This is a genomic window from Arsenophonus apicola, from assembly GCF_020268605.1.
GTDB classification, from domain to species: Bacteria; Pseudomonadota; Gammaproteobacteria; order Enterobacterales; family Enterobacteriaceae; genus Arsenophonus; species Arsenophonus apicola.
Map to the genome: position 1 here is coordinate 1,559,985 of NZ_CP084222.1, position 21,799 is coordinate 1,581,783.

The following is a 21,799-nucleotide window of genomic DNA, read 5'->3' on the forward strand; positions in this document are numbered from 1 at the left end:
AATGCCACTTTTTGCTGGAAAAATACCCTAATAAAAATATCCTCTTAAAATAAATGGTTGAAGTGAGAAATGTTATCATTACCATATATAGTATTAAGCAAAAAAAGTCTAGTTACACTCATAGTGTAATATAGTGAAAATATTAGTTTAGTGAGGTCAATAATGGCAGAGCATGTTGATACTTTTTCTTTACATGAAACAACTTGGCAGGGCCTTACCATGACCGATAAAGCAGCTGCTCAAATTCGTAAATTAATGAAAGAAAATCCTGCGAGTCAGGGATTATCTATTAATATCAAGCAATCAGGCTGTGCAGGATTTAGTTATGTCATTGCATTGATAGATAATCCAACCAAAGAATATTTGCTGTTTGAAAATAATGGCGCCAAACTTTTTGTGCCTCTAAAAGCAATGCCATTTATTGATGGCACTGAGGTTGATTATGTTCGTGAGGGACTTAATCAAGTATTTAAATTTAATAATCCTAAAGCTCAACACGCGTGTGGTTGTGGTGAAAGCTTTGGTATTTAAGTGAATTAAATTATGTCACAGCGTAATGTAGAAATTGGTGACGATGTTCAACAATGGTTAGCAGAGCATCGTTATAAAGAGGGTTTTTTCACTCAGGTTGCAACGGATGAATTAGCTAAAGGCCTCAATGAAGAGGTTATCAAAGCCATTTCAGCCAAACGTAATGAGCCTGAGTGGATGTTACAGTTTCGTTTAGAAGCTTATCAACATTGGTTGGGTATGGAAGAGCCGCACTGGCTTAAAGGCTATTATCCTGATTTAAATTATCAGGAATATAGTTATTATGCCGCACCCTCCTGCAATAGTTGCGATGACAATTGCCACACTGATGCTGATTCATCAGCAGACGAGGGTAATGAGCATAGCAATAATTATCTAACTGCAGAAGTTGAAGAAGCATTTAATAAACTTGGCGTGCCAGTACGTGAGGGTAAATCGGTTGCGGTAGATGCTATTTTTGACTCGGTTTCAGTTTCGACAACCTATCGTAGTGAATTAGCAAAACTGGGGATTATTTTTTGCTCTTTCGGTGAAGCGATCCAACAATATCCTGAATTAGTAAAAAAATATATTGGTACGGTTGTTTCTAATCGGGATAATTTTTTTGCTGCATTGAATTCTGCTGTTGCTTCTGATGGCACGTTTGTTTATGTGCCAAAAGGTGTTCGTTGCCCGATGGAATTATCTACCTATTTTCGTATAAATGCGGCTAAGACAGGTCAGTTTGAACGCACTATCTTGATTGCTGATGAAGGCAGCTACGTTAGTTATATTGAGGGATGCTCTGCTCCAGTGCGAGATAGTTATCAATTACATGCGGCTGTAGTTGAAGTTATCATTCATAAGGATGCTGAAGTAAAATATTCTACGGTACAAAACTGGTTTTCAGGTGGTCAGAATGAAAGCGGTGGAATTTTAAACTTTGTCACCAAACGCGCTTTATGTGAAGGTGAAAATGCCAAAATGTCCTGGACGCAGTCTGAAACAGGTTCAGCGATTACTTGGAAATATCCCAGTGTTATTCTGCAAGGGGATAATTCAGTGGGGGAATTTTTTTCAGTTGCTTTAACTAATGGTAATCAACAGGCTGATACCGGCACAAAAATGATCCATATTGGTAAGAATACGCATTCCACTATCATTTCCAAAGGGATTTCAGCTGGCCGCAGTCAAAATAGCTACCGTGGTTTAGTCAAGATTTTACCGACCGCAGAGAACGCCAGAAATTATACCCAATGTGATTCTATGTTAATTGGTACCGAATGTGGCGCACATACCTTTCCTTATATCGAAGTAAAAAATAGTAGCGCACAGTTAGAGCATGAGGCCACGACATCCCGTATTGGTGAAGATCAACTCTTTTATTGTTTGCAACGTGGTATTAGTGAGGATGATGCCATTTCCATGATTGTAAATGGCTTCTGTAAAGATGTCTTTTCTGAATTACCGTTAGAGTTTGCCGTAGAAGCGCAAAAATTGTTAGCAATTAGCTTGGAACATAGAGTGGGTTGATGGTTCCTATTAAAAGAATACTAAGTTATTCAAAGGCCAATGAAATGTTAAGTGTTAAAAATTTAAATGTCAGTATTGAAGGTAATCAAATTCTTAACGGATTAAATCTAGAAGTAAAAGCGGGTGAAGTACATGCCATCATGGGGCCTAATGGATCAGGTAAGAGTACATTATCAGCAACTCTGGCTGGACGTGAAGAATATCAAATAGAGCAGGGTGAAATTCTATTCAAAAATAAAAATTTGCTGGAGTTATCGCCGGAAGAACGTGCAGGAGAAGGTATATTTTTAGCCTTTCAGTATCCAGTGGAGATCCCTGGCGTAAGTAATCAATTTTTCTTACAAACTTCCGTTAATGCAGTCAGAGAATATCGTCAGCAGCCACCCCTAGATAGATTTGATTTTCAGGATTTTATTGAAGATAAAATTGAACTGCTTGATATGCCGAAAGATTTACTTACTCGCTCGGTTAATGTCGGTTTTTCTGGTGGTGAAAAAAAACGCAATGATATTTTACAGATGGCGGCGTTAGAGCCTGAATTATGTATTTTAGATGAAACGGATTCGGGTCTTGATATTGATGCCTTGAAAGTAGTGGCTAATGGCGTCAACTCGCTACGTACTGCTAAAAGGGCTTTTATTATCGTTACTCACTATCAGCGTATTTTGGATTATGTGCAGCCTGATTTTGTTCATGTCCTCCATCAAGGTAAAATTATTCAATCAGGTGATTTCTCATTAGCCAAAAAACTGGAGGTAGAAGGCTATGGCTGGCTTATTGACCAACAGTGAAAGAGCAGAAAAACAGCGTCAAGTCACTATGTTAAATCAACTGGCGCTAAAAGGTTTTGCGGCTCTTTTTTATGCCAGTAAAAGAGCCAATGAAAAACAAGCTCAGAGTTATTGGCAGCAGGTAGAAAAAATCGGTTTTCCGCCATTTCGCCATGAAGAGTGGCATTATACACCGTTGGCAAAAGTACTTAACGCGCAATACCAATTAAATAGTGATAGCGTTGACACCATTACTGCTAAGCAATTAAAACAGTTGGCTATCGCCATTGATGGCTGGCAAATTGTTTTGTTTAATGGATGTCTTATTCCTACGCTAAGTAGCGATAACTTTGGTCCTTATCTAATTCAAATGATGGATAAGCTAGCACAGCCTCCGGCGCCTATCGTCAACGATGAAATATTTCTCTACTTAACTGAAAGTCTAGCCGCTCAACCCTTATTGATTAAACTAGCTGCTAATCAACAGGTAGAAAAACCCCTTTATATCTTAAACATTACCTCGGGTTCAGGCCGTGGCGATTATGTTAATACCAGTCACTATCGCTATCATTTAGAAATTGGTGCTAATTGCAAATCGCAAGTTATCGAACATTTTGTTTCTATTGATAATAAACCGCATCTGACAGGTAGCCGATTAACCGCTAATATTGGTGATAATAGTCATTTCAGTCATATCAAGCTTAGTGTTGAAAACAACCAAAGTAACCATTTTGCCCATAATGACATCTTATCAGGCCGTGATAGTCAAATAAAAAGTAGTGGTATTTTTATCGGCTCAGCATTACTTCGCCACCATACCAGCGTGAAGTTAAATGGAGCAGGTAGTAGATTAGAGCTTAATAGTTTATTGTTGCCACAAAACAGTGAAATTGTCGATACCAGAACTTATCTTGAACATAATCAGCCCCATTGTGAAAGTCGTCAGTTACATAAAACGATCGCGCTAGATGAAAGCAAAGCTGTTTTTAATGGCATGATCAAAGTTGCACCAGCAGCACTTAAAACCGATGGTCAAATGACAAATAACAATTTGTTATTAGGTGAATATGCAGAAATTGATACCAAACCACAGTTAGAAATTTATGCTGATGATGTCAAGTGTAGTCATGGTGCTACAGTAGGCCGTATCGATGATGAGCAACTATTTTATTTACGTTCACGGGGTATTCCTCTCAATGATGCAAAACATATGATCATGATTGCCTTTGCGGCTGAAGTCATCGAAGCTATTGATGATGAAGGTGTAAGTAATAAGGTAATGGATATTATTCAGCAGCGCTTGGTAGGGATTTAATATGACATTTTCAGTGGCATCCATTCGCAAAGATTTTCCTATGCTGGCAGAAAAAATTAAGGATCAACAGTTAGTTTATTTGGATAGTGCTGCCAGCGCGCAAAAACCGATACAAGTGATTGAAAAGGAAAAACAGTTTCTTTGTTATCACTATGCAGCTGTACACAGAGGGATCCATAGCTTAAGCAGTGATGCAACGGCGATGGTAGAAAATGTTCGCCAACAAGCCGCTGATTTTATTCATGCTGCTAATGCAGAAGAAATTGTTTTTGTTAAGGGAACAACGGAAGGCATAAATTTAATTGCTAATAGTTATGGACGTGGTTTTATCCAACCAGGCGATAATATTATTATTAGCCAAATGGAACATCACGCTAACATTGTTCCTTGGCATCTGCTTGCCGGCCAAATTGGTTTTGATATTCGTATATTACCTATTGATAATAATGGAAAATTAATTTTTGAACAATTAGATAAGCTAATCGATAGCCGGACTCGATTACTCTCTTTTACCCATATGTCCAATGTTTTGGGTACCGTTAATCCAGCAAAAACGATTATTGCCTTTGCTCGCCAATGCGCAGCAAAAAAGGCAGCGCAATTGCATATTTTGCTTGATGGCGCCCAAAGTATTATGCATCAAATGATTGATGTGCAAGATTTAGATTGTGATTTTTATGTTTTTTCCGGTCATAAACTGTATGGACCTACCGGTATTGGTGTTCTGTATGGCAGAAAAGCATTATTAAATGCTTTACCACCATGGCAAGGTGGTGGAGCTATGATTGATAAAGTTAGTATGACGTTAGCTGAGCCCTCAAATATCCATATTACCTATGAAAAGGCACCTTGGCGATTTGAAGCAGGCACGCCAAATATTGTAGGCATTATTGGCTTAGGTGAGGCATTACGTTATGTTAATAATATTGGTTATGAACAAATATCTGCCCATGAAACCGCACTAATGCAGTATGCTAACCATCGTTTAAGTATGGTAAACTCTTTGCGTCTTTACGGCTCAGATGAGCGTCAAGGGGTTATTGCCTTTAATTTAGGCGATCATCATGCTTATGATGTCGGCAGTTTTTTAGATAATTATGCTATTGCCATCCGAACAGGTCACCATTGTGCGTTGCCATTGATGGATTTTTATCAAGTACCAGCCATGTGTCGTGCTTCGCTAGCGGTTTATACTACTAAAGAAGAAATTGATATTTTGGTTGAAAAACTACAACATATTGAAAAATTACTGGGTTAATCTATTTTAAAGTACATATAAGGGTAAAATGATGGCAGCCTTGCCTGATGAGAATAAATTGTTGCGTAATTTTTCACGTTGCCAAAACTGGGAAGAGCGATATCTTTATTTAATTGAATTAGGGGAAAAATTATTACCCCTAAGTGCTCAACAAAAACAAGCAAAAAACCAGGTTTCAGGTTGTCAAAGCCAGGTTTGGATTGTTATGCAGCCGGATAGTGACGGCCGGATCCAGTTCTCCGGCGACAGCGATGCAGCTATTGTTAAGGGATTGATTGCATTAGTAATAATTATTTTTCAAAATAAAACCGGGCAACAAATTTTGACGACAGATAGTAAAACATTCTTCCAAAAGTTATCATTGGAGCAGCATTTAACCCCATCAAGAAGCCAGGGATTGCATGCGATGATCCGAACAATCCACCAGCGAGCCGAAAAAATTATCCAATCAAGCACTTAAACATTTAGTTAACTACTGATATTATTAAAGTGACGCTTATTCATCCGATAAACTTTGTACGTTCCTTAGGAGGAAAAAGTATGAAGAGAATTCTATTTTTTATCGGCTTGTTGTTTTTAAGCGGACTGACTGTCAATGTCAGTGCTGCTGAATACTCCTTGCCATCCACTACAGCACGCTTAATTGGGGAAAATAGGCATTATGTGGTGCCTAATGATGGGCGTCCTCTGGAAGCTATTGCAAGTGAATTTCAGATAGGTTTGCTTGGTATGTTGGAAGCTAATCCAGGTACCGACCCATACTTACCTAAAGCCGGTATGACGTTGATTATTCCATCGCAAATGTTATTACCGGCAACGAAGCGTGATGGGATCATTGTTAATTTAGCCGAATTAAGACTGTATTATTTTCCTAAAGGAAGCAATAAAGTTATTGTTTATCCGATTGGTATTGGCCAATTGGGTGCCAATACGCCTAAAATGGTGACAACTGTTAGTCAATTAATTAAAAATCCAACTTGGACACCGACAGCGAATATTCGCAAGCGTTATGCTGCCGATGGCGTTATTTTGCCGGCGGTATTTCCAGCCGGACCTGATAATCCGATGGGACTTTATGCCTTGCGACTGTCTTATGGTAAGGGGCAATATTTGATCCATGGTACTAATGCTAATTTTGGTATTGGGTTACGGGTCAGTTCGGGTTGTATTCGTTTAAGACCTGAGGACATAGAAGCATTATTTAACTCTATACCGGTAGGAACGCGTGTACAGGTAATTAATGAACCCATTAAGTACTCTAAAGAGCCTGATGGAAGCTATTACATCGAAGTTCATCAACCATTATCTAAAAAGGAGTCTGATGATCCGCAAACGATGCCATTAATATATAGCAATGAGTTTAAGGCATTTTTACAACAACCTGGTATTGATCAGAGATTAGTTGCTCAAGCCGTGGCACGTCGCTCAGGAATGCCGGTAAAGGTAAATAAGACATAAATTTATATTAGGCATGGCAATACATAGGGTAGATTTGCTATTTTTATAAAAAATAGTGAATTTATTAATAATCAGATAATAGTATTATTAAAAATTAGTTGTGTGTAATAAATAATAAGGCACCCGTTGGGTGCCTTATTAATATATCGAGTGATCCATTAAATGCAATTGGATTACTTTTTATATCTACGAACTTGATTATCCAAACGTTGATTAGCACGAGCAGCTTCATCTTTAGCAGTCTGAACATCAGTACGTAATGACTGAACGTCATTTGATAGTTGATCGACTTTACCGTTTAACGTTTGAACATCTGAGGACAGTTTGTTAATTTGGCTACTGTTTGAACAGCCTGCTAACAAAGCAGAAGCCAGAACGATAGAGCCCAGTACAACTTTAGTACGATTCATTATATTACCCTCTAGATTTAGTTAATCTCCAAGTAGCAAGGTAAGTATTACACATTCCTGGCAAAACAGAGAATAAATTTCTGTCTCTAACTTTGAATTATTAGATCTTTTTCAAATTCAGGCAGAATACTTACTTATTCTTATGCTAGTACTTAATTAGAATATTTTCTACTTAAAATCTGACAAGTTGTTTAATAAAATTAAGAAAACAGAATAAATTTGTTTATTTTTTGTTCATTTTACTTGCCTGGTAGGCAATTTTTAATTATCTCATTACGTTATTTTGGCAATTATTTTTTACCACTCGATATAAAATAAAATTAACACGATAACAGTTATTTTTTAAATAACATGTCGATTATGATCTTTTTAACTGGAAATATTTGTTTTGCACTAATAGACTGGATTTTAAATAAATACTTAGTGGTAAAAGTGCCTAATGGGCATTTTGATTATAAATTACCAATATTAGATATTTGCCATCTAATATTACTTTATTAAAAAAAGAAAAAATAAATTCCCCGCTATTTTATTCAGAGGAATTTATTTTGTTAACAGAATTATAAGATATGTACAGATGAAGTATTTGTCGTACCACTTGGCACTAATGCACCTGAAACCATAACTACAACATCACCTTTTTCAGCCATATTATTTGTTAAAGCAACTTGTTTACCAATACGATAGAAATCATCTGTAGAGGCAATTTCTTTAACTAATTGCGGAATAACGCCTTTGACTAATAATAATTGACGGGCAGTCTCTTCATTGGTTGTTAAAGCAAGGATCGGGGCTGTTGGAAAATATTTGCGTACTGATTTTGCTGATTTACCGCCATAGGTTGCCACGATAATCAATTGCGAGTTTAACTTTTCCGCCATTTCAACCGCACCGCGGCAAACCGCTTCAGTAATGCGTAATTTTTGGTTTATTTTGCTATCATCAATGCGGCTTGGCATAACTCGATCGGTACGATCGCAAATAGTGGCCATAATTTTTACTGCTTCGATCGGATATTTTCCTTTCGCGCTTTCGCCAGATAGCATAACTGCATCTGTACCGTCCAAGATAGCATTGGCCACATCACCGGCTTCGGCACGAGTAGGGCGAGGGTTTTTGATCATCGAATCTAACATTTGGGTGGCAGTAATGACGATTTTACGGGCTGCAACGCATTTTTCGATCATCATTTTTTGGGCAAAGATAACTTCTTCAACTGGGATCTCGACGCCTAGATCACCGCGAGCCACCATGATCCCATCAGAGGCTTCTAAAATTTCATCGAAATTGTTTAATCCTTCTTGGTTCTCAATTTTAGAAATGATTTGGATATTTTTACCACCATGCTGGGCGAGGTGGGCGCGGATTTCTTCTACATCAGCGCGTTTACGGATAAAGGAAGCAGCAACAAAATCAACACCTTGCTGGCAACCAAAAATAAGATCTTGTTTATCTTTTTCCGCTAGTGCGGGTAAACCAATCGATACGCCAGGTAAATTAACGCCTTTATTTTCACCTAAATCGCCATTATTAAGTACTTTACAAATTACATCACTAGCGGTAACGGATAAAACTTTCATACCAATTAAGCCATCATCAACTAGGATGATATTACCTGGCTTAAGATCACTAGGTAAACCTGCGTAGGTTACAGCGACACGCTCTTGATTACCTATCACTGTAGTGTCGGTAGTAAAGGTAAAATTTTGTCCAGCGGTTAGCGATACATCCTTGCCATTTTCAAGCCGCATTGTGCGGATCTCTGGCCCTTTCGTATCTAATAATATGGCGGCCTGATGGTTTTTTTGGCTACAGACGGCACGAAGATTTTTAATGCGTTGACCATGTTCCTCATGATCACCATGTGAGAAATTTAGTCGCATAACATTCATGCCAGCATTAAGCAATTGTGACAGTTTTTCTTCAGATTCAGTTTTGGGGCCGATAGTACAAACAATTTTGGTTTTTTTCATGACAATTAATCTACAGGTTTTATAGCAGTATTTTATGAATTAATTGCGGTGTTTATATCAGTTTTTTGTTTTGATATAGGTTATACGCCGTAACAAATAGCTAAAAATCCACTGGTATTTAATAAAGATAAAGCAAGTGGCACAAGTATAAATATCATGCGTTATTATTGCAACTGGCCGCTTATTTATCAGATGCATCATTGAATAATATATAACGTATAATGATATTGTAGTTAGCGTTATTCATGCCATCAACGGAAAAACTATATAAACATAAGCCAATTGCCAGGATATTTGCTAGAAAATAATAGCGCCGATAAATTTTATCTGAAATGATAAAATTTGACTGAAAATATTCAGCAAAACTAACTGTTTATTTATATACTCGATAGGGAATAATGTTATTTAACCTTAAATAAAATTGAATATTTGATATTTAATTCTATTAAATTGTGTATTGATAAATAATTATAAACGGTTCAAGGAGGATATTTATGTTTAGACAAGTAATTGATAATCACTCGCATAGCAATATAGCCGCAATTCAGATTAGTCAAGTAGATAATATTACTATTTCTTCATCCCACCCAATGGGTTCTCAGCTTGCACAGCAAATTCGACATATTAGTAATAATCATGTCCATTGGCAGTCGGCTATGATGAATAATGAAGGGGAATTTAGTATTGCCCAATCGACTGGTACAAATCGCCTAACGGTAGCAATGCAATGCACTAATATTAGAGCAGCGGATGAACAGCTAGTGCCTAATATGAATTTGAATATGACTGTAGAGCTTGATCCAGAACCATTACCAGAGACTTTTCTTGATCCTGGCAGAAATATTGCTAATTATAGCGCTTCATCGTTTAGTGAGCCTAATGATGAATTAGCTGGACTAGAAAGCGTTTCTCGTGAACAATTTCAGGATCTTAGTCAGTATATTAATCAACTAGAGCGTGAGCGAGCCACCCAGCCAGTAGCTGAAGATGAACTTTCACCGTTGCATGCTGAAGAAAATGGTTTAAATTCTACTCTCAACGTTGAAGATTTTGATAGATTGCTGGCGCAAAATAGACAAAGGGATTTTTATGAAGCAAACATTGATAATATAAGAGCCGCCGAACGTCGAGCTGCTGAAGCTCGACCCGTAGAACGTGAAGAATTTATAACAAATAGGGATCGGGCGCCAGTGGATGATGAAGTCGAAATGGTAGGATCCGATGTGTTTGGTTTGGAGGAAAGTTTTATTCCCATTGAGGAAGCTCCTAACGGGCGACAGCCATCATCAGCGGCTGGATTATCAGAAAGGCTAAATCAAAACAGCACTGAAAATATTTCTTCAGTTAGGATGCCAATTGAAGATCATGATCCATCAATTAACTGAAAAATAGCCAAATAATTCAAAGGAAAATTAAAAATTGCAATGCCATCAGATTAATACCAAATTACACTTAGTTTTATTCATCGTATCCTAGAGTGTAATTTAGGGGTTATTTGAACAAGATTATGGCCTTGTTATTAGTGGAAATATGCCATAACAGCCATAGCTAAGCGTCTGTTATGGCTGTTTAACTGTTTAACGCTTTTTCACATCAAAGATAATAAATTATTGCAATAAATTTTGTTCAACAAATGGCCAGTTAGCAAGTGACCAAAAATTCGTCAAATATTCTGCTCGTACATTACGATAATCAATATAGTAAGCATGTTCCCATATATCGACAGTCAGCAATGGTTTATCATCACCGCTAATTGGCGTTGCGGCATTTGAGGTATTGATGATGGAAAGCTTCCCGTTTGCCTGTTTGACTAACCACGTCCAGCCTGAACCAAAGTTTTTAATTGCCGCGTCGGTAAACTGCTGCTTAAATTTTCAAAACTATCAAACTGTTGATTAATAGCCTCAGCTATTTTACCCGTTGGTTCGCCACCGGCGTTAGGTGCTAAACAATGCCAATAAAAGGTATGATTCCAAACTTGGGCTGCATTATTAAAAATCCCTCCTTGCGCGTTTTTTATAATTTCTTCTAATGTTTTCCCCTCGAAGTTAGTGCCTTTAATTAAATTATTTAGATTATTAACATAAGTGCTATGGTGTTTGCCATAATGGTATTCTATCGTTTCTTGAGAAATATGGGGTTCTAAGGCATTTTTAGCATAAGGTAATGACGGTAATTGGAAAGACATTGCAGACTCCTTTTTTATTTGTATTGCGCAACCAGTGGTTAAATACAAAATATAACCATATTGAAATTATCATTTTTAAATTGATAACTTACTAATTATATTAATCAGTTTTTATTAAATATGATTGGTACATAATAAAGATAGCAGTAAAGGGTTATCAAGTATTGATAGAAAATGGTATTCTTAATCAATGTTAAGTTTGTGTAGTGCAAAATAATAAATTTAGTTTTTAAGGAAGTGACAATGACGACGATAGAAAAAATTGAACGCCAGATAAATGAAAATCCCATTCTTTTATACATGAAAGGTTCACCTAAATTCCCCAGTTGTGGTTTTTCAGCCCAGGCGGTTCAAGCTCTTTCTGCTTGTGGTGAACGTTTTGCTTATGTAGATATTTTGCAAAATCCCGATATTCGCAGTGAGTTACCTAAATATGCAAACTGGCCAACATTTCCTCAGCTATGGATTGATGGTGAGCTCATTGGAGGTTGTGATATCCTTATTGAAATGTATCAGCAGGGTGAATTACAGAAATTAGTCACCGCAACCGCCGATAAATATCGCACGTCAGAACAGCCTGACGCTGAATGATTAAATCATATCTATAAAAAACAAATAGCAAGAAGGCAGTGAAATTATGCGTTACCACTGCCTTTGATTATTAATCGGATGTTAGCGGCCAGCCACCTAATTTTTTCCATTTATTGACAATTTCACAAAACAATAATGCGGTTCTATCGGTATCGTAAAGTGCGCCATGTGCCTGTTTGCCGTCAAACCGGATCCCGGCGGCATGACAAGCTTTAGCTAAAATTGTTTGGCCAAAAACCAGCCCACTCAGTGTCGCAGTATCAAAAGTGGCAAAAGGGTGGAACGGATTCCGTTTTAGATTGGCTCGTTGAGCGGCGGCCATGATAAAACTATGATCAAAATTGGCATTGTGGGCAACTATAATTGCACGATTGCAATCGTTATTTTTAATCCCTTTTCTAACCATCTTAAAAATGGCATGTAAAGCTGTATATTCATCGACAGCGTTACGCAAAGGATTAGTTGGGTCAATACCCGTAAAAGCGAGTGCAGTTGCTTCTATATTTGCACCCACAAAAGGCGCAACATGGAAATGACGTTTTTCATCAATCTCTAACCAACCCTCTTGATCCATTTTTAGTGTCATGGCCGCAACTTCTAATAGGGCGTCTTGCTGTGCATTAAAGCCACCAGTTTCTACATCGATAACAACAGGATAATACCCTCGAAAACGCTTTGCCAGCGTGTTAACATCATTTTTTTTATTAGACATGTGTTTAAGACTTTATACTTGGGAATAAAGATATTATGCCAAATTTTGGTTAAAATGCATTAAATTGGCTTAAGTATAGAAAATGTATGGATAGTTGCTCAATCAATGACGTTCAGGATCAGCTACCTAAAGCATTACTGGCATTTTTATTTTCAATCAGTTCAATTTTATAGCCATCAGGATCTTCCACAAATGCAATAATCGTTGAGCCGCCTTTGACTGGCCCAGCTTCACGCGTCACTTTACCGCCTGCTCGACGTATGCTATCACATGTATCTGCAACATTATCAACCCCTAGTGCAATGTGACCAAAGGCGGTGCCCATCTCGTAATGCTCAACACCCCAATTATAGGTCAATTCGATCACAGCCCCTTTACTTTCATCATCATAACCGACGAAGGCAAGTGAGTATTTATATTGCGGATTTTCACTTGTGCGTAATAGACGCATACCTAATATTTCAGTATAAAAGTGAATTGAGCGTTGCAGAGAACCAACACGTAACATGGTATGAAGTAAGCGCATACAAGCCTCTTTTCTGAGTTTAAAAACCATTCATTACATATATTAATATAACGTGAACTTTACTATTATTTCAATTTATATAGTTGGTTGATTAATTAAAATTTACAATATAATTGATTGTATAGCTTTAGTGTTGAACATTGGCTGCTTAAGAATGTCTGTATACTAACTTTATAATCGCTATTCATTATAACTAATTGCTTATGTCATTATAAGCTATTTATTATCATAATATTGTGAACGGAACAATTACTTTCATTTGTTAATTATGCATTGGTAATGCATAACAATTACTTTTTTATTATCACTAACGATTAATGCATTTATTTATTACTTAGCTATATTTTTATATTTAAATTATTTGTTGACTTATTTGCTTATTTTATTTGGTATTATTTATTTAAGATATAATATGTTTTTATTAGTTTTTTTTCAACTTTCAGGTAATTTATTAAAAATCAATATAGACTTAGTATCTAAGTATAGCTGAATAAATGCTTTTAAGAATATTTATAATAACTTGTTTTAAAATGGTTTTTATTTTTTATTGTCTATTTTTTGCAAATTAAAAATAATATTAATATAAAAACATATAGAATAGAATTTAGATGAAGGCTATTCTTATAAGGATATTTAACTAATCGCCTTTTATTTTATTTAGTAAATAAGTGGGTAATGATTAGAACACTAATTAAGTTAATTTAATACACTAATAATGAAATATAAATTTATATATTATTATGCTAAATATAAATTTAATTACTTACTCATTTCTATACTAACATCTTAGTGAATAGAATTTGATATATATTTCTAGGATATTAATTGGCAATTTAATAATTATAGATATAGATGGTATTCTATTTTTAAGGAGGAACAATTGGAATCAAAAATAGGAACTGATCTTGCGCGTTTAGTTCGAGTCTGGCGGGCATTGATTGATCATCGTCTGAAACCATTAAAGCTCACCCAAACTCATTGGGTAACCTTATACAACATTAGCCAGCTACCGCCTGATCAATCACAAATTCAATTGGCCAAAGCAATAGGTATTGAACAGCCATCGCTAGTTAGAACCCTCGATCAATTAGAAGAAAAAAAATTGATTACACGTCACACCTGTGTCAACGATAGACGAGCAAAAAGAATTAAATTAACAGAAGAATCGATGCCATTTATTAAACAGGTTGATGATGTAATTGAAAAAACACGAAAGGAGATATTAGGAGGTATTACACATGATGAATTAAATACACTTTATTCATTGATATTAAAACTCGAGCAAAATATTATTCGGTTACATAATCATTCATAATAAATGATAGAATAATAAAAAACAGATAGCATTATAATTTAATGCATACGCGGCTAATTATTTAAATTTAGCCGCGGTATGCTATTTTAGTTGAGTTAACGAGGTGAAACAGTAATGCTATTTCCACTTCCTATAATAGATACACGTTGGCCAATACGGAAACTGTTTGGATCACCTTTTTGCACCACAGAGATAATGCGTCCATTATCTAGCCTAATTTCCAATTGAACGCCTTTTGTTTTGTTAAGTGCCCCTTGAACATTTTGACCGGCAACACCGCCTGCGATCGCGCCCGCAGCTGTTGCAAGGGTTTTTCCTGTGCCCCCGCCAACTGTATTACCCAATAGTCCACCAAGAACAGCACCACCTAGTGCACCTATGATGTTTTCGTCACCACCAGCCTGAATATTAACCGGGGTTATGCGAGTAACTGTACCATAGGTTACGCTTTGTACTTGTTTAGCTTGTGAAGCGGTATAAGTGTCCCCAGAAAGACTACCTGTATTTATACAGCCGGATAAAGCTGTAACTGTAAAAATACCGACGAGAACTTGCTTTAACATGATGACTCCTTTTGGAAATCTGATTTACAGTGTAATAATAATCATGAATACACAGACATCATAATTTATTATATATAAACTAACTGGATAATCAGACAAATAGCAAAATTAATTTACTTTCTACAATCTAAATATAGTCTAAACATTAATAATTTTTCCTTAAAGTAATAAATTCAGTTTAATAAATTTATATTTAATTAACATATTTTCAAATTATTATTTTTATGTTTTATTTCAATCGGTTAAATAACTAAAAAAAACATGACATTAAGTATATTGAATGACTGAAACGAAGTATAGAGAAAAATAATCAGAGGACAAACATGAAAGCAGGTCGTTATATAGGCGTTATGTCAGGTACCAGCCTTGATGGAGTTGATGTTGTTTTGGCTGAGATTGATGACAAAAATGTAGTTCAATTAAGTGCGATTTCATTTCCTTTTCCCACAGAATTAAAAAATCAAGTCTTGTTAATATGTCAAGGTCAAGCGGTCACCCTGGCAACAATAGGTGAAATTGATTATCAGCTCGGCACCTTATATGCTGATGCAATCAATAACCTATTGAAACAGCAATCATTACCTGCCACGGAGATTACCGCTATAGGGTGTCATGGGCAAACCGTTTGGCATCAACCTACAGGCCAAAGGCCTTTTACTCTGCAATTAGGCGACAATAATAGAATTGTTGCGTTAACTAACATCACGGTAGTAGGCGATTTTCGCCGTAGAGATATGGCGTATGGTGGGCAAGGAGCACCTTTAGTACCCGCTTTTCATCATAAAGTACTTAGTCATCCAGATGAGAATCGCATTATTTTAAATATTGGCGGCATCGCTAATCTCACTACTTTATTCGGGAATTCAATAATTAAAGGCTATGATACCGGACCTGGAAATATGCTGTTGGATATCTGGGCTAATCAACATTTAAATAAACCTTATGATAATAATGGCGATTGGGCGCGAACAGGGCAAGTCAATGCGTCGCTTCTGGCTGAAATGCTAGCGGATCCCTATTTTAAGCAGCCAGCACCAAAAAGTACCGGCAGAGAATATTTTAATTCTGCTTGGTTACAAAAATAATTAACACCTTACTCAAATTTATCACCAGAGGATGTACAGGCGACGTTATCACAATTAACCATCCGTTCAATTGTTGAACAAGTTTTACTTTATGACCAGCTAGATTGTTTATTGGTTTGTGGTGGAGGCGCTAAAAATAGCTACCTTATGGCAGGCTTAAGCGAATTGTTAACCGATATTATGGTAGCACCAACAGATAAATATGGTTTGAGTGGTGATAATATGGAAGCTTTGGCTTTTGCGTGGTTAGCCGCTCGTACCTTATCGGGTTTGCCAGGCAATTTACCTTCTGTAACTGGTGCTAGTCAGGAAACAGTATTAGGCGCAATTTATCCGGCCAATGGTGCATAATATGATATCCATCAAAACAAGACAGAGGCAAAAAAATGGCAGAAAAAATGCAGTTGGATATTGCTAATTTAAGACGGGAATATACTCAAGGGGGCTTAAGGCGTAAAGATTTAACCGACGAGCCATTGGTTTTATTTGAACGCTGGTTAAAACAGGCTTATGAAGCAAAATTAGCCGATCCGACTGCCATGTGTGTTGCTACGGTAGATAGTGATGGACAACCCTATCAACGAATTGTATTACTCAAGCATTATGATAAAAATGGACTCATATTTTATACCAATTTATCTAGTCGCAAGGCACAACATATCGCCCATAACAATAAGGTCAGTTTACTATTTCCTTGGTATCAGTTAGAGCGACAGGTTTGCTTCCTGGGTAAAGCAGAAAAACTTTCTCCACTTGAAGTAATAAAATATTTTCATAGTCGACCAAAAGATAGTCAAATTGCGGCTTGGGTTTCACGGCAATCAGCAAAAATTTCCGCTAGAAGTCTATTAGAAAATAAATTTCTTGAATTAAAACAAAAGTTTAAAAATGGTGAAATTCCTTTACCTAGTTTTTGGGGTGGATATCGAGTCAGATTTGACAGTGTTGAATTTTGGCAAGGTGGCACTAAACGGTTACATGATCGATTTTTATATCAATGGCAACATGATCATTGGCAAATTGATCGCTTGGCGCCTTAAACGGAAAAATGATTTTTAACTGGCACTTATTTGACTAGCGTTTTATTCTATTGCGCTTATTTATATTATATTTATCCACAAAATCGACGAAATAAAAAAATTGATGGAGTTATTGATGGTTAGCAAGAACCTAATTGAACAATTGCAAGAGCGGGGTTTAATTGCCCAACTGACGGATGAAAAGGCATTAATAGAGAAACTATCCCAGGGATCAGTGACGCTCTATTGTGGATTTGATCCAACCGCTGATAGCTTGCACTTAGGGCATTTGGTTCCTTTGCTATGTTTAAAGCGCTTTCAGCAGATGGGTCATCAACCGGTAGCTTTAGTGGGTGGGGCGACAGGTTTAATTGGCGATCCTAGCTTTAAAGCTACTGAGCGTAAATTAAATACGAGTGAAACGGTTCAGCAATGGGTTGAAAAAATCCGTCAACAGGTCTCGCCATTTCTGGATTTTGATTGTGGAAAAAATAGCGCTAAGGTTGTTAATAATTATGACTGGTTTGGTCAAATGGATGTCTTAACCTTTTTGCGCGATATTGGCAAACATTTTTCTGTTAATCAAATGATCAATAAAGAAGCGGTTAAACAACGTCTTGAGCGCGATGATGCAGGTATCTCTTTTACTGAATTCTCCTATAATCTATTGCAATCTTATGATTTTGCTAATCTGTGCCATCAACATAATGTTGAATTACAGATAGGCGGCTCTGATCAATGGGGCAATATTACTTCAGGTATTGATCTAACTCGTCGTCTACATCAAAAACAAGTTTTTGGCCTAACGGTACCACTAATTACTAAATCTGATGGCACTAAATTTGGGAAGACGGAAGCGGGGGCAGTTTGGTTAGATCCACAAAAAACCAGTCCATATAAGTTTTATCAATTCTGGGTGAATACGGCCGATGCGGATGTTTATCGTTTTCTTAAATTTTTTACCTTTATGCCAATTGAAGAAATTGACGCATTGCAAGAAGAAGATCAAAACAGCGGTAAAGCGCCGAGAGCGCAGTATGTATTAGCGGAAAAAGTCACCCAGTTAGTACATGGTGATGAAGGCTTAAAGGCTGCCAAGAGGATCACAGAAAGCCTATTTTCCGATACCATTGCGGCATTAACCGCAGCAGATTTTGCCCAGTTAGCGCAAGATGGCATGCCGATGATCAAACTAAATGCCGAGGCAGATTTACAGCAGGCTTTAGTCGAGGCAAAATTGGTTCCTTCGCGCGGTCAGGCAAGAACGATGATAAGTTCGAAGGCGGTAGCGATTAATGGCGAAAAATGTGTTGATCCTGAATATATTTTTACTGCTGAAGATCGTCTATTTGGTCGCTATTCTTTAATTAGGCGTGGTAAAAAACATTACTGCTTAATTAATTGGCAATAATGAGTGCGCCCAGCGTAAATGTAATCATCTTAAGGTTTATCTAATATAGCAATTAACTTATTGGTATTTGTTAGATTAATTACGAATATATTAATTGCTTGTTTAGCTTGTAATCATTTTTTATTACAGCAAATATTATTAAAAATAAAATGAGTGGTATATGAAAAGCGTTCTTTCGATTCAGTCGCATGTCGTTTTTGGCCATGCGGGTAATAGCGCCTCGGTTTTTCCCATGCAACGGCTGGGAATTGATGTCTGGCCGCTAAATACTGTTCAATTTTCTAATCATACACAATATCCACAATGGACAGGTAGTGTCATGTCATCTGAACATTTAACGGATATTGTTAACGGTATTGCTCAGATCCAGCAATTAAAACATTGTGATGCGGTTCTCACGGGCTATATTGGTTCCGCTGAACAAGGAAAAGCGATTGTTGATATTGTTAGACAGATAAAAATAACAAATCCGGCGGCTTGGTATTTCTGTGATCCGGTGATGGGACATGCTGAAAAAGGCTGTATTGTTGCCCCAGGGGTAGCAGAATTTTTATGTCATGAAGCTTTACCTATCTGCGACATAATGGCGCCTAACCTGTTAGAGTTGGAAACATTAGTTGGAAAATCAATTACTAATGTGGAACAAGCAATATCAGCGGCGAGAGAATTGTGTCTGAAAGGGCCTAAAACGATTTTGGTAAAACATCTCAGTCGTGCCGGTTATCATGCCAACTGTTTTGAAATGCTATTAGTGACTAAAGCGCATAGCTGGCATATTAGTCGGCCCCTAATTGATTTTGGTAAACAGCAACCGGTCGGGGTTGGCGATTTAACCAGCGGTTTATTGCTAGTCAATTTATTAAACGGTAAATCGCTGCCTAGTGCATTAGAGCACGTAGCAGCCGCGGTTTATGAAGTGATGCTAAAAACCAAAGCCATGGAAAAATATGAATTACAACTGATTGCTGCGCAGGATAAGATGGTAAATCCTACTTATCACTTTAAGGCGCTACAGCTTGATTAATTGTGTTATCTAATGACATTGCTCTTCAAATTAATGGGAACTTGAAGAGCAAAAAATAAAAAAACAATCTCAGATTAAACCTTCTGTTGTTAATGCTTCTTGTACACTTTTACGTGGGCTAATTTTTTCTTCAATATACTGTTTTAGATGTTGATATTGACTAAGATCCACATTAACGGCTGTAGCCCAACGATTGATAGTAAAAAGATAAGCATCTGCAATAGTAAAGTGTTCACCGCAGATAAATTTCCGCTTAGCCAACAAATTTTCTATATAGCTGAATTTTGTGATCAAGGATTTTATCACTATCTCGCGGTAATTATCTGGCGTTAAAGGTGAAAATAGCGGGCTAAAACCTTTATGTAATTCCGTGGCAATATAGTTAACCAATTCTAGCTGATGATAACGTTGTAGGCTGCCCATAGGTGCAATTAATTTATCATTTGATCCTGCGGCTTGATCGGCAATATATTGTAAAATAATCGCATTTTCCGTTAAAATATCATGGTTATCTAACTGTAAGACCGGTACCTGGCCTTTAGGATTAATCGTATAAAAATCCACGTCTTTCTCGGTACATTTTTTCTTTAAATCAACCCGTTCAATACTAAAATCTAAGTCAGTTTCTCTTAACACAATGTGAGGAGCCAGTGAACAAGCGCCGGCAGAATAATAGAGTTTCATAGTGACATTCCTTTGGATTTGATAGGGTTTATTGCTGTTAAAATAACAGCATAGCAGTTGCTAAAAATTTTATTACTTTATTTTTATCTTGGCTAAGAACAATAAGAGAAAGTCGCTAAATGAAAAAGCTGCCATTATCTGCAGCTTTTAGATAAGGAATAAACAGATCAAGTTTCGCTGGTGAGATCTTTAACTTGTTTGGTTGGGCCATTTTTTTGTACTGAAGCAATCCCTTTTTGTACTGCAGCTTTGGTTTTATACATCTCACTGGTGGCAATAACTTCATGATTAGCGGCTTTTAATACAAAGTAGTATGGTTGATCAGTACTTTTACTACTTTTTTTAATTTCATAGTAACCCATGCGTGCTCCTATTGAAAAGAATGCTAATAACTTATTGAATATGGCTGACATTTTAATAACCTTAACACCCTAGAGTATATTAATTTAACCATCTCTAAATATGGAAGTAGTTTGAAAATTTGTCAAATTTATAGGTAGTTAGATTAAATTAATATTATTTACCATTTAAATAAAAACTATATTAGTGTCTCAAAGTAATATAAAAAATATTTATTATATTATTAAATGTCTAATTAAATATAATTAGTTTTTATATAAAAAGTTGCTCTGGTTATGACGATTTGAATGTAATTTGATATTTATTTTTATTGGCTAATTTATAATTATTATTAGGATAGATAAAATCAATAGGGAGTCACAATGAGTTATAACAATGCCACCATGCCAATTTCGTTAACATCCTATAAAAAGCTAAATCCAGATAGAGAGTTTATAGCGATTAAGTTGTATCCGGTTTCTAAAGAGATTAACAGTATTAACAATAGCGCTCAACGTCTCGCCAATAACGAAAAACTCAATGATAGTAGATTAAGTAGCGAAAAAAATATAGTTTCAACACTGTCCAATTTTTCTGTTTTTCTTAATTCCCATTTACATGATGTTTTTATTACTGCAAAAAATGCAGAAAACGTGTTACAGCTTGCAAAATTTCAAAGTGCAAATTTATATTCTGCGCCTTTTGATGTAATTAGAGAAAAAGAGCCTATTTATCATGTCCCTAATGATGATATTGCAAAACAACAGTCTGTCAATTACGCAGCTCATTATAGTGTTATTGGCGCCGAGCTCAATAATGACGAAGTTTATTCTTATCCGCAAGAATATGCTACGGTAGGAGAAGAGGCCCACATTTATGACGAAATTGACTATGCAACTATTGGAGAAAAGGAGGAGCATATTTATGAAGAAATTGACTATGTTACTATTGGAGAAAAGGAGGAGCATATTTATGAAGAAATTGGCAATTATGCCAGTGATAGAGCAACAAACCAGTTGCATAGCAACAAAGAGATAAATTTAACTAAGCCAAATGATTTTTCTTCTCTTGAAAAGACGGTTTTTACAGCAGTGGAGCTCATTAATTAACGAAAT

General features: G+C 36.4%; 21 protein-coding genes and 2 pseudogenes. 15 read left to right on the forward strand and 8 right to left on the reverse strand.

All coding sequences use genetic code 11. The annotated features are described in order from the left end of the window. Positions 1–159: 159 nt before the first annotated feature. The 7 genes from sufA (at position 160) to LDL57_RS07370 (ending at position 6,844) form a co-directional block, all read left to right on the forward strand. Complete coding sequence (gene sufA, locus LDL57_RS07340; RefSeq protein WP_180560083.1) at positions 160–531, forward strand: Fe-S cluster assembly scaffold SufA; 372 nt, start codon at positions 160–162, stop codon at positions 529–531. Between the two features lie 12 nt (positions 532–543). Continuing rightward, complete coding sequence (sufB, locus tag LDL57_RS07345; RefSeq protein ID WP_180559988.1) at positions 544–2,043, forward strand: Fe-S cluster assembly protein SufB; 1,500 nt, start codon at positions 544–546, stop codon at positions 2,041–2,043. A 44-nt stretch (positions 2,044–2,087) separates the two neighbouring features. Next, positions 2,088–2,834 carry a Fe-S cluster assembly ATPase SufC gene (gene sufC / locus LDL57_RS07350; RefSeq protein ID WP_180559987.1) on the forward strand — a complete coding sequence of 249 codons (747 nt, stop codon included), beginning with the start codon at positions 2,088–2,090 and terminating at the stop codon, positions 2,832–2,834. Next, positions 2,809–4,128, forward strand: coding sequence for a Fe-S cluster assembly protein SufD (gene sufD, locus LDL57_RS07355; RefSeq protein WP_180559986.1), 1,320 nt, complete (start codon positions 2,809–2,811; stop codon positions 4,126–4,128). The genes sufC and sufD overlap by 26 nt, the downstream gene beginning before the upstream one ends. A 1-nt stretch (position 4,129) precedes the next feature. Then, the gene (gene sufS, locus LDL57_RS07360) at positions 4,130–5,386 is read left to right on the forward strand and encodes a cysteine desulfurase SufS (protein WP_180559985.1); all 1,257 of its coding nucleotides are present in this window, start codon (positions 4,130–4,132) and stop codon (positions 5,384–5,386) included. A 31-nt stretch (positions 5,387–5,417) separates the two neighbouring features. Further along, positions 5,418–5,846: a cysteine desulfuration protein SufE gene (gene sufE, locus LDL57_RS07365; RefSeq protein WP_180560082.1), complete on the forward strand. Its 429-nt coding sequence runs from the start codon at positions 5,418–5,420 to the stop codon at positions 5,844–5,846. 80 nt (positions 5,847–5,926) lie between these two features. After that, entirely contained in the window at positions 5,927–6,844 is a 918-nt protein-coding gene (locus tag LDL57_RS07370) for a L,D-transpeptidase family protein (protein ID WP_180559984.1), read from the forward strand. Between the two features lie 173 nt (positions 6,845–7,017). On the opposite strand, the gene LDL57_RS07375 is transcribed toward LDL57_RS07370, so the two are convergent. After that, positions 7,018–7,254 carry a major outer membrane lipoprotein gene (locus tag LDL57_RS07375; RefSeq protein WP_180559983.1) on the reverse strand — a complete coding sequence of 79 codons (237 nt, stop codon included), beginning with the start codon at positions 7,252–7,254 and terminating at the stop codon, positions 7,018–7,020. Between the two features lie 560 nt (positions 7,255–7,814). Then, positions 7,815–9,227: a pyruvate kinase PykF gene (gene pykF, locus LDL57_RS07380; protein ID WP_180559982.1), complete on the reverse strand. Its 1,413-nt coding sequence runs from the start codon at positions 9,225–9,227 to the stop codon at positions 7,815–7,817. 494 nt (positions 9,228–9,721) lie between these two features. Here pykF and LDL57_RS07385 point away from each other — a divergent pair, with 494 nt between their 5' ends. Further along, a complete protein-coding gene (locus tag LDL57_RS07385) occupies positions 9,722–10,612 on the forward strand; it encodes a hypothetical protein (protein ID WP_180559981.1) in 891 nt (296 codons plus the stop codon). A gap of 222 nt (positions 10,613–10,834) precedes the next feature. Here LDL57_RS07385 and sodB read toward each other — a convergent pair. Further along, positions 10,835–11,415 (reverse strand): annotated as a pseudogene (gene sodB, locus LDL57_RS07390) (superoxide dismutase [Fe]). A gap of 243 nt (positions 11,416–11,658) precedes the next feature. On the opposite strand from sodB, the gene LDL57_RS07395 reads away from it, so the two are divergent. Further along, positions 11,659–12,006 (forward strand): Grx4 family monothiol glutaredoxin, encoded by a 348-nt coding sequence (locus LDL57_RS07395; RefSeq protein WP_180559979.1) that lies wholly within the window; start codon positions 11,659–11,661, stop codon positions 12,004–12,006. A 70-nt stretch (positions 12,007–12,076) separates the two neighbouring features. On the opposite strand, the gene rnt is transcribed toward LDL57_RS07395, so the two are convergent. Together rnt and gloA are read right to left on the reverse strand one after the other, a co-directional pair. Next, complete coding sequence (rnt, locus tag LDL57_RS07400; protein ID WP_180559978.1) at positions 12,077–12,718, reverse strand: ribonuclease T; 642 nt, start codon at positions 12,716–12,718, stop codon at positions 12,077–12,079. Between the two features lie 118 nt (positions 12,719–12,836). After that, positions 12,837–13,244 carry a lactoylglutathione lyase gene (gene gloA / locus LDL57_RS07405; protein ID WP_180559977.1) on the reverse strand — a complete coding sequence of 136 codons (408 nt, stop codon included), beginning with the start codon at positions 13,242–13,244 and terminating at the stop codon, positions 12,837–12,839. Positions 13,245–14,124: 880 nt separating this feature from the next. Between gloA and slyA the strand changes: the two genes are divergently transcribed. Next, positions 14,125–14,559, forward strand: a complete 435-nt coding sequence (slyA, locus tag LDL57_RS07410) for a transcriptional regulator SlyA (RefSeq protein WP_026823660.1) — start codon at positions 14,125–14,127, stop codon at positions 14,557–14,559. A gap of 95 nt (positions 14,560–14,654) precedes the next feature. Here the strand turns inward: slyA and LDL57_RS07415 are convergent, their stop codons facing one another. Further along, a complete protein-coding gene (locus LDL57_RS07415; RefSeq protein WP_225507406.1) occupies positions 14,655–15,122 on the reverse strand; it encodes an outer membrane lipoprotein in 468 nt (155 codons plus the stop codon). Positions 15,123–15,445: 323 nt separating this feature from the next. Between LDL57_RS07415 and anmK the strand changes: the two are divergent. The 4 genes and pseudogenes from anmK (at position 15,446) to pdxY (ending at position 19,661) form a co-directional block, all read left to right on the forward strand. Further along, a pseudogene (anmK, locus tag LDL57_RS07420) lies at positions 15,446–16,558 on the forward strand (anhydro-N-acetylmuramic acid kinase). Positions 16,559–16,593: 35 nt separating this feature from the next. Further along, a complete protein-coding gene (gene pdxH, locus LDL57_RS07425) occupies positions 16,594–17,247 on the forward strand; it encodes a pyridoxamine 5'-phosphate oxidase (RefSeq protein ID WP_180559975.1) in 654 nt (217 codons plus the stop codon). 115 nt (positions 17,248–17,362) lie between these two features. Beyond that, on the forward strand, positions 17,363–18,637 hold the full coding sequence (tyrS, locus tag LDL57_RS07430) for a tyrosine--tRNA ligase (protein ID WP_180559974.1): 1,275 nt from the start codon (positions 17,363–17,365) through the stop codon (positions 18,635–18,637). A gap of 160 nt (positions 18,638–18,797) precedes the next feature. Then, positions 18,798–19,661, forward strand: coding sequence for a pyridoxal kinase PdxY (gene pdxY / locus LDL57_RS07435; RefSeq protein ID WP_225507408.1), 864 nt, complete (start codon positions 18,798–18,800; stop codon positions 19,659–19,661). 69 nt (positions 19,662–19,730) lie between these two features. On the opposite strand, the gene gstA is transcribed toward pdxY, so the two are convergent. Then, positions 19,731–20,345: a glutathione transferase GstA gene (gene gstA / locus LDL57_RS07440; RefSeq protein WP_180559972.1), complete on the reverse strand. Its 615-nt coding sequence runs from the start codon at positions 20,343–20,345 to the stop codon at positions 19,731–19,733. 167 nt (positions 20,346–20,512) lie between these two features. Next, positions 20,513–20,707, reverse strand: coding sequence for a YegP family protein (locus LDL57_RS07445; RefSeq protein ID WP_180559971.1), 195 nt, complete (start codon positions 20,705–20,707; stop codon positions 20,513–20,515). Positions 20,708–21,067: 360 nt separating this feature from the next. On the opposite strand from LDL57_RS07445, the gene LDL57_RS07450 reads away from it, so the two are divergent. After that, positions 21,068–21,793: a hypothetical protein gene (locus LDL57_RS07450; RefSeq protein WP_180559970.1), complete on the forward strand. Its 726-nt coding sequence runs from the start codon at positions 21,068–21,070 to the stop codon at positions 21,791–21,793. Positions 21,794–21,799: the final 6 nt, after the last annotated feature.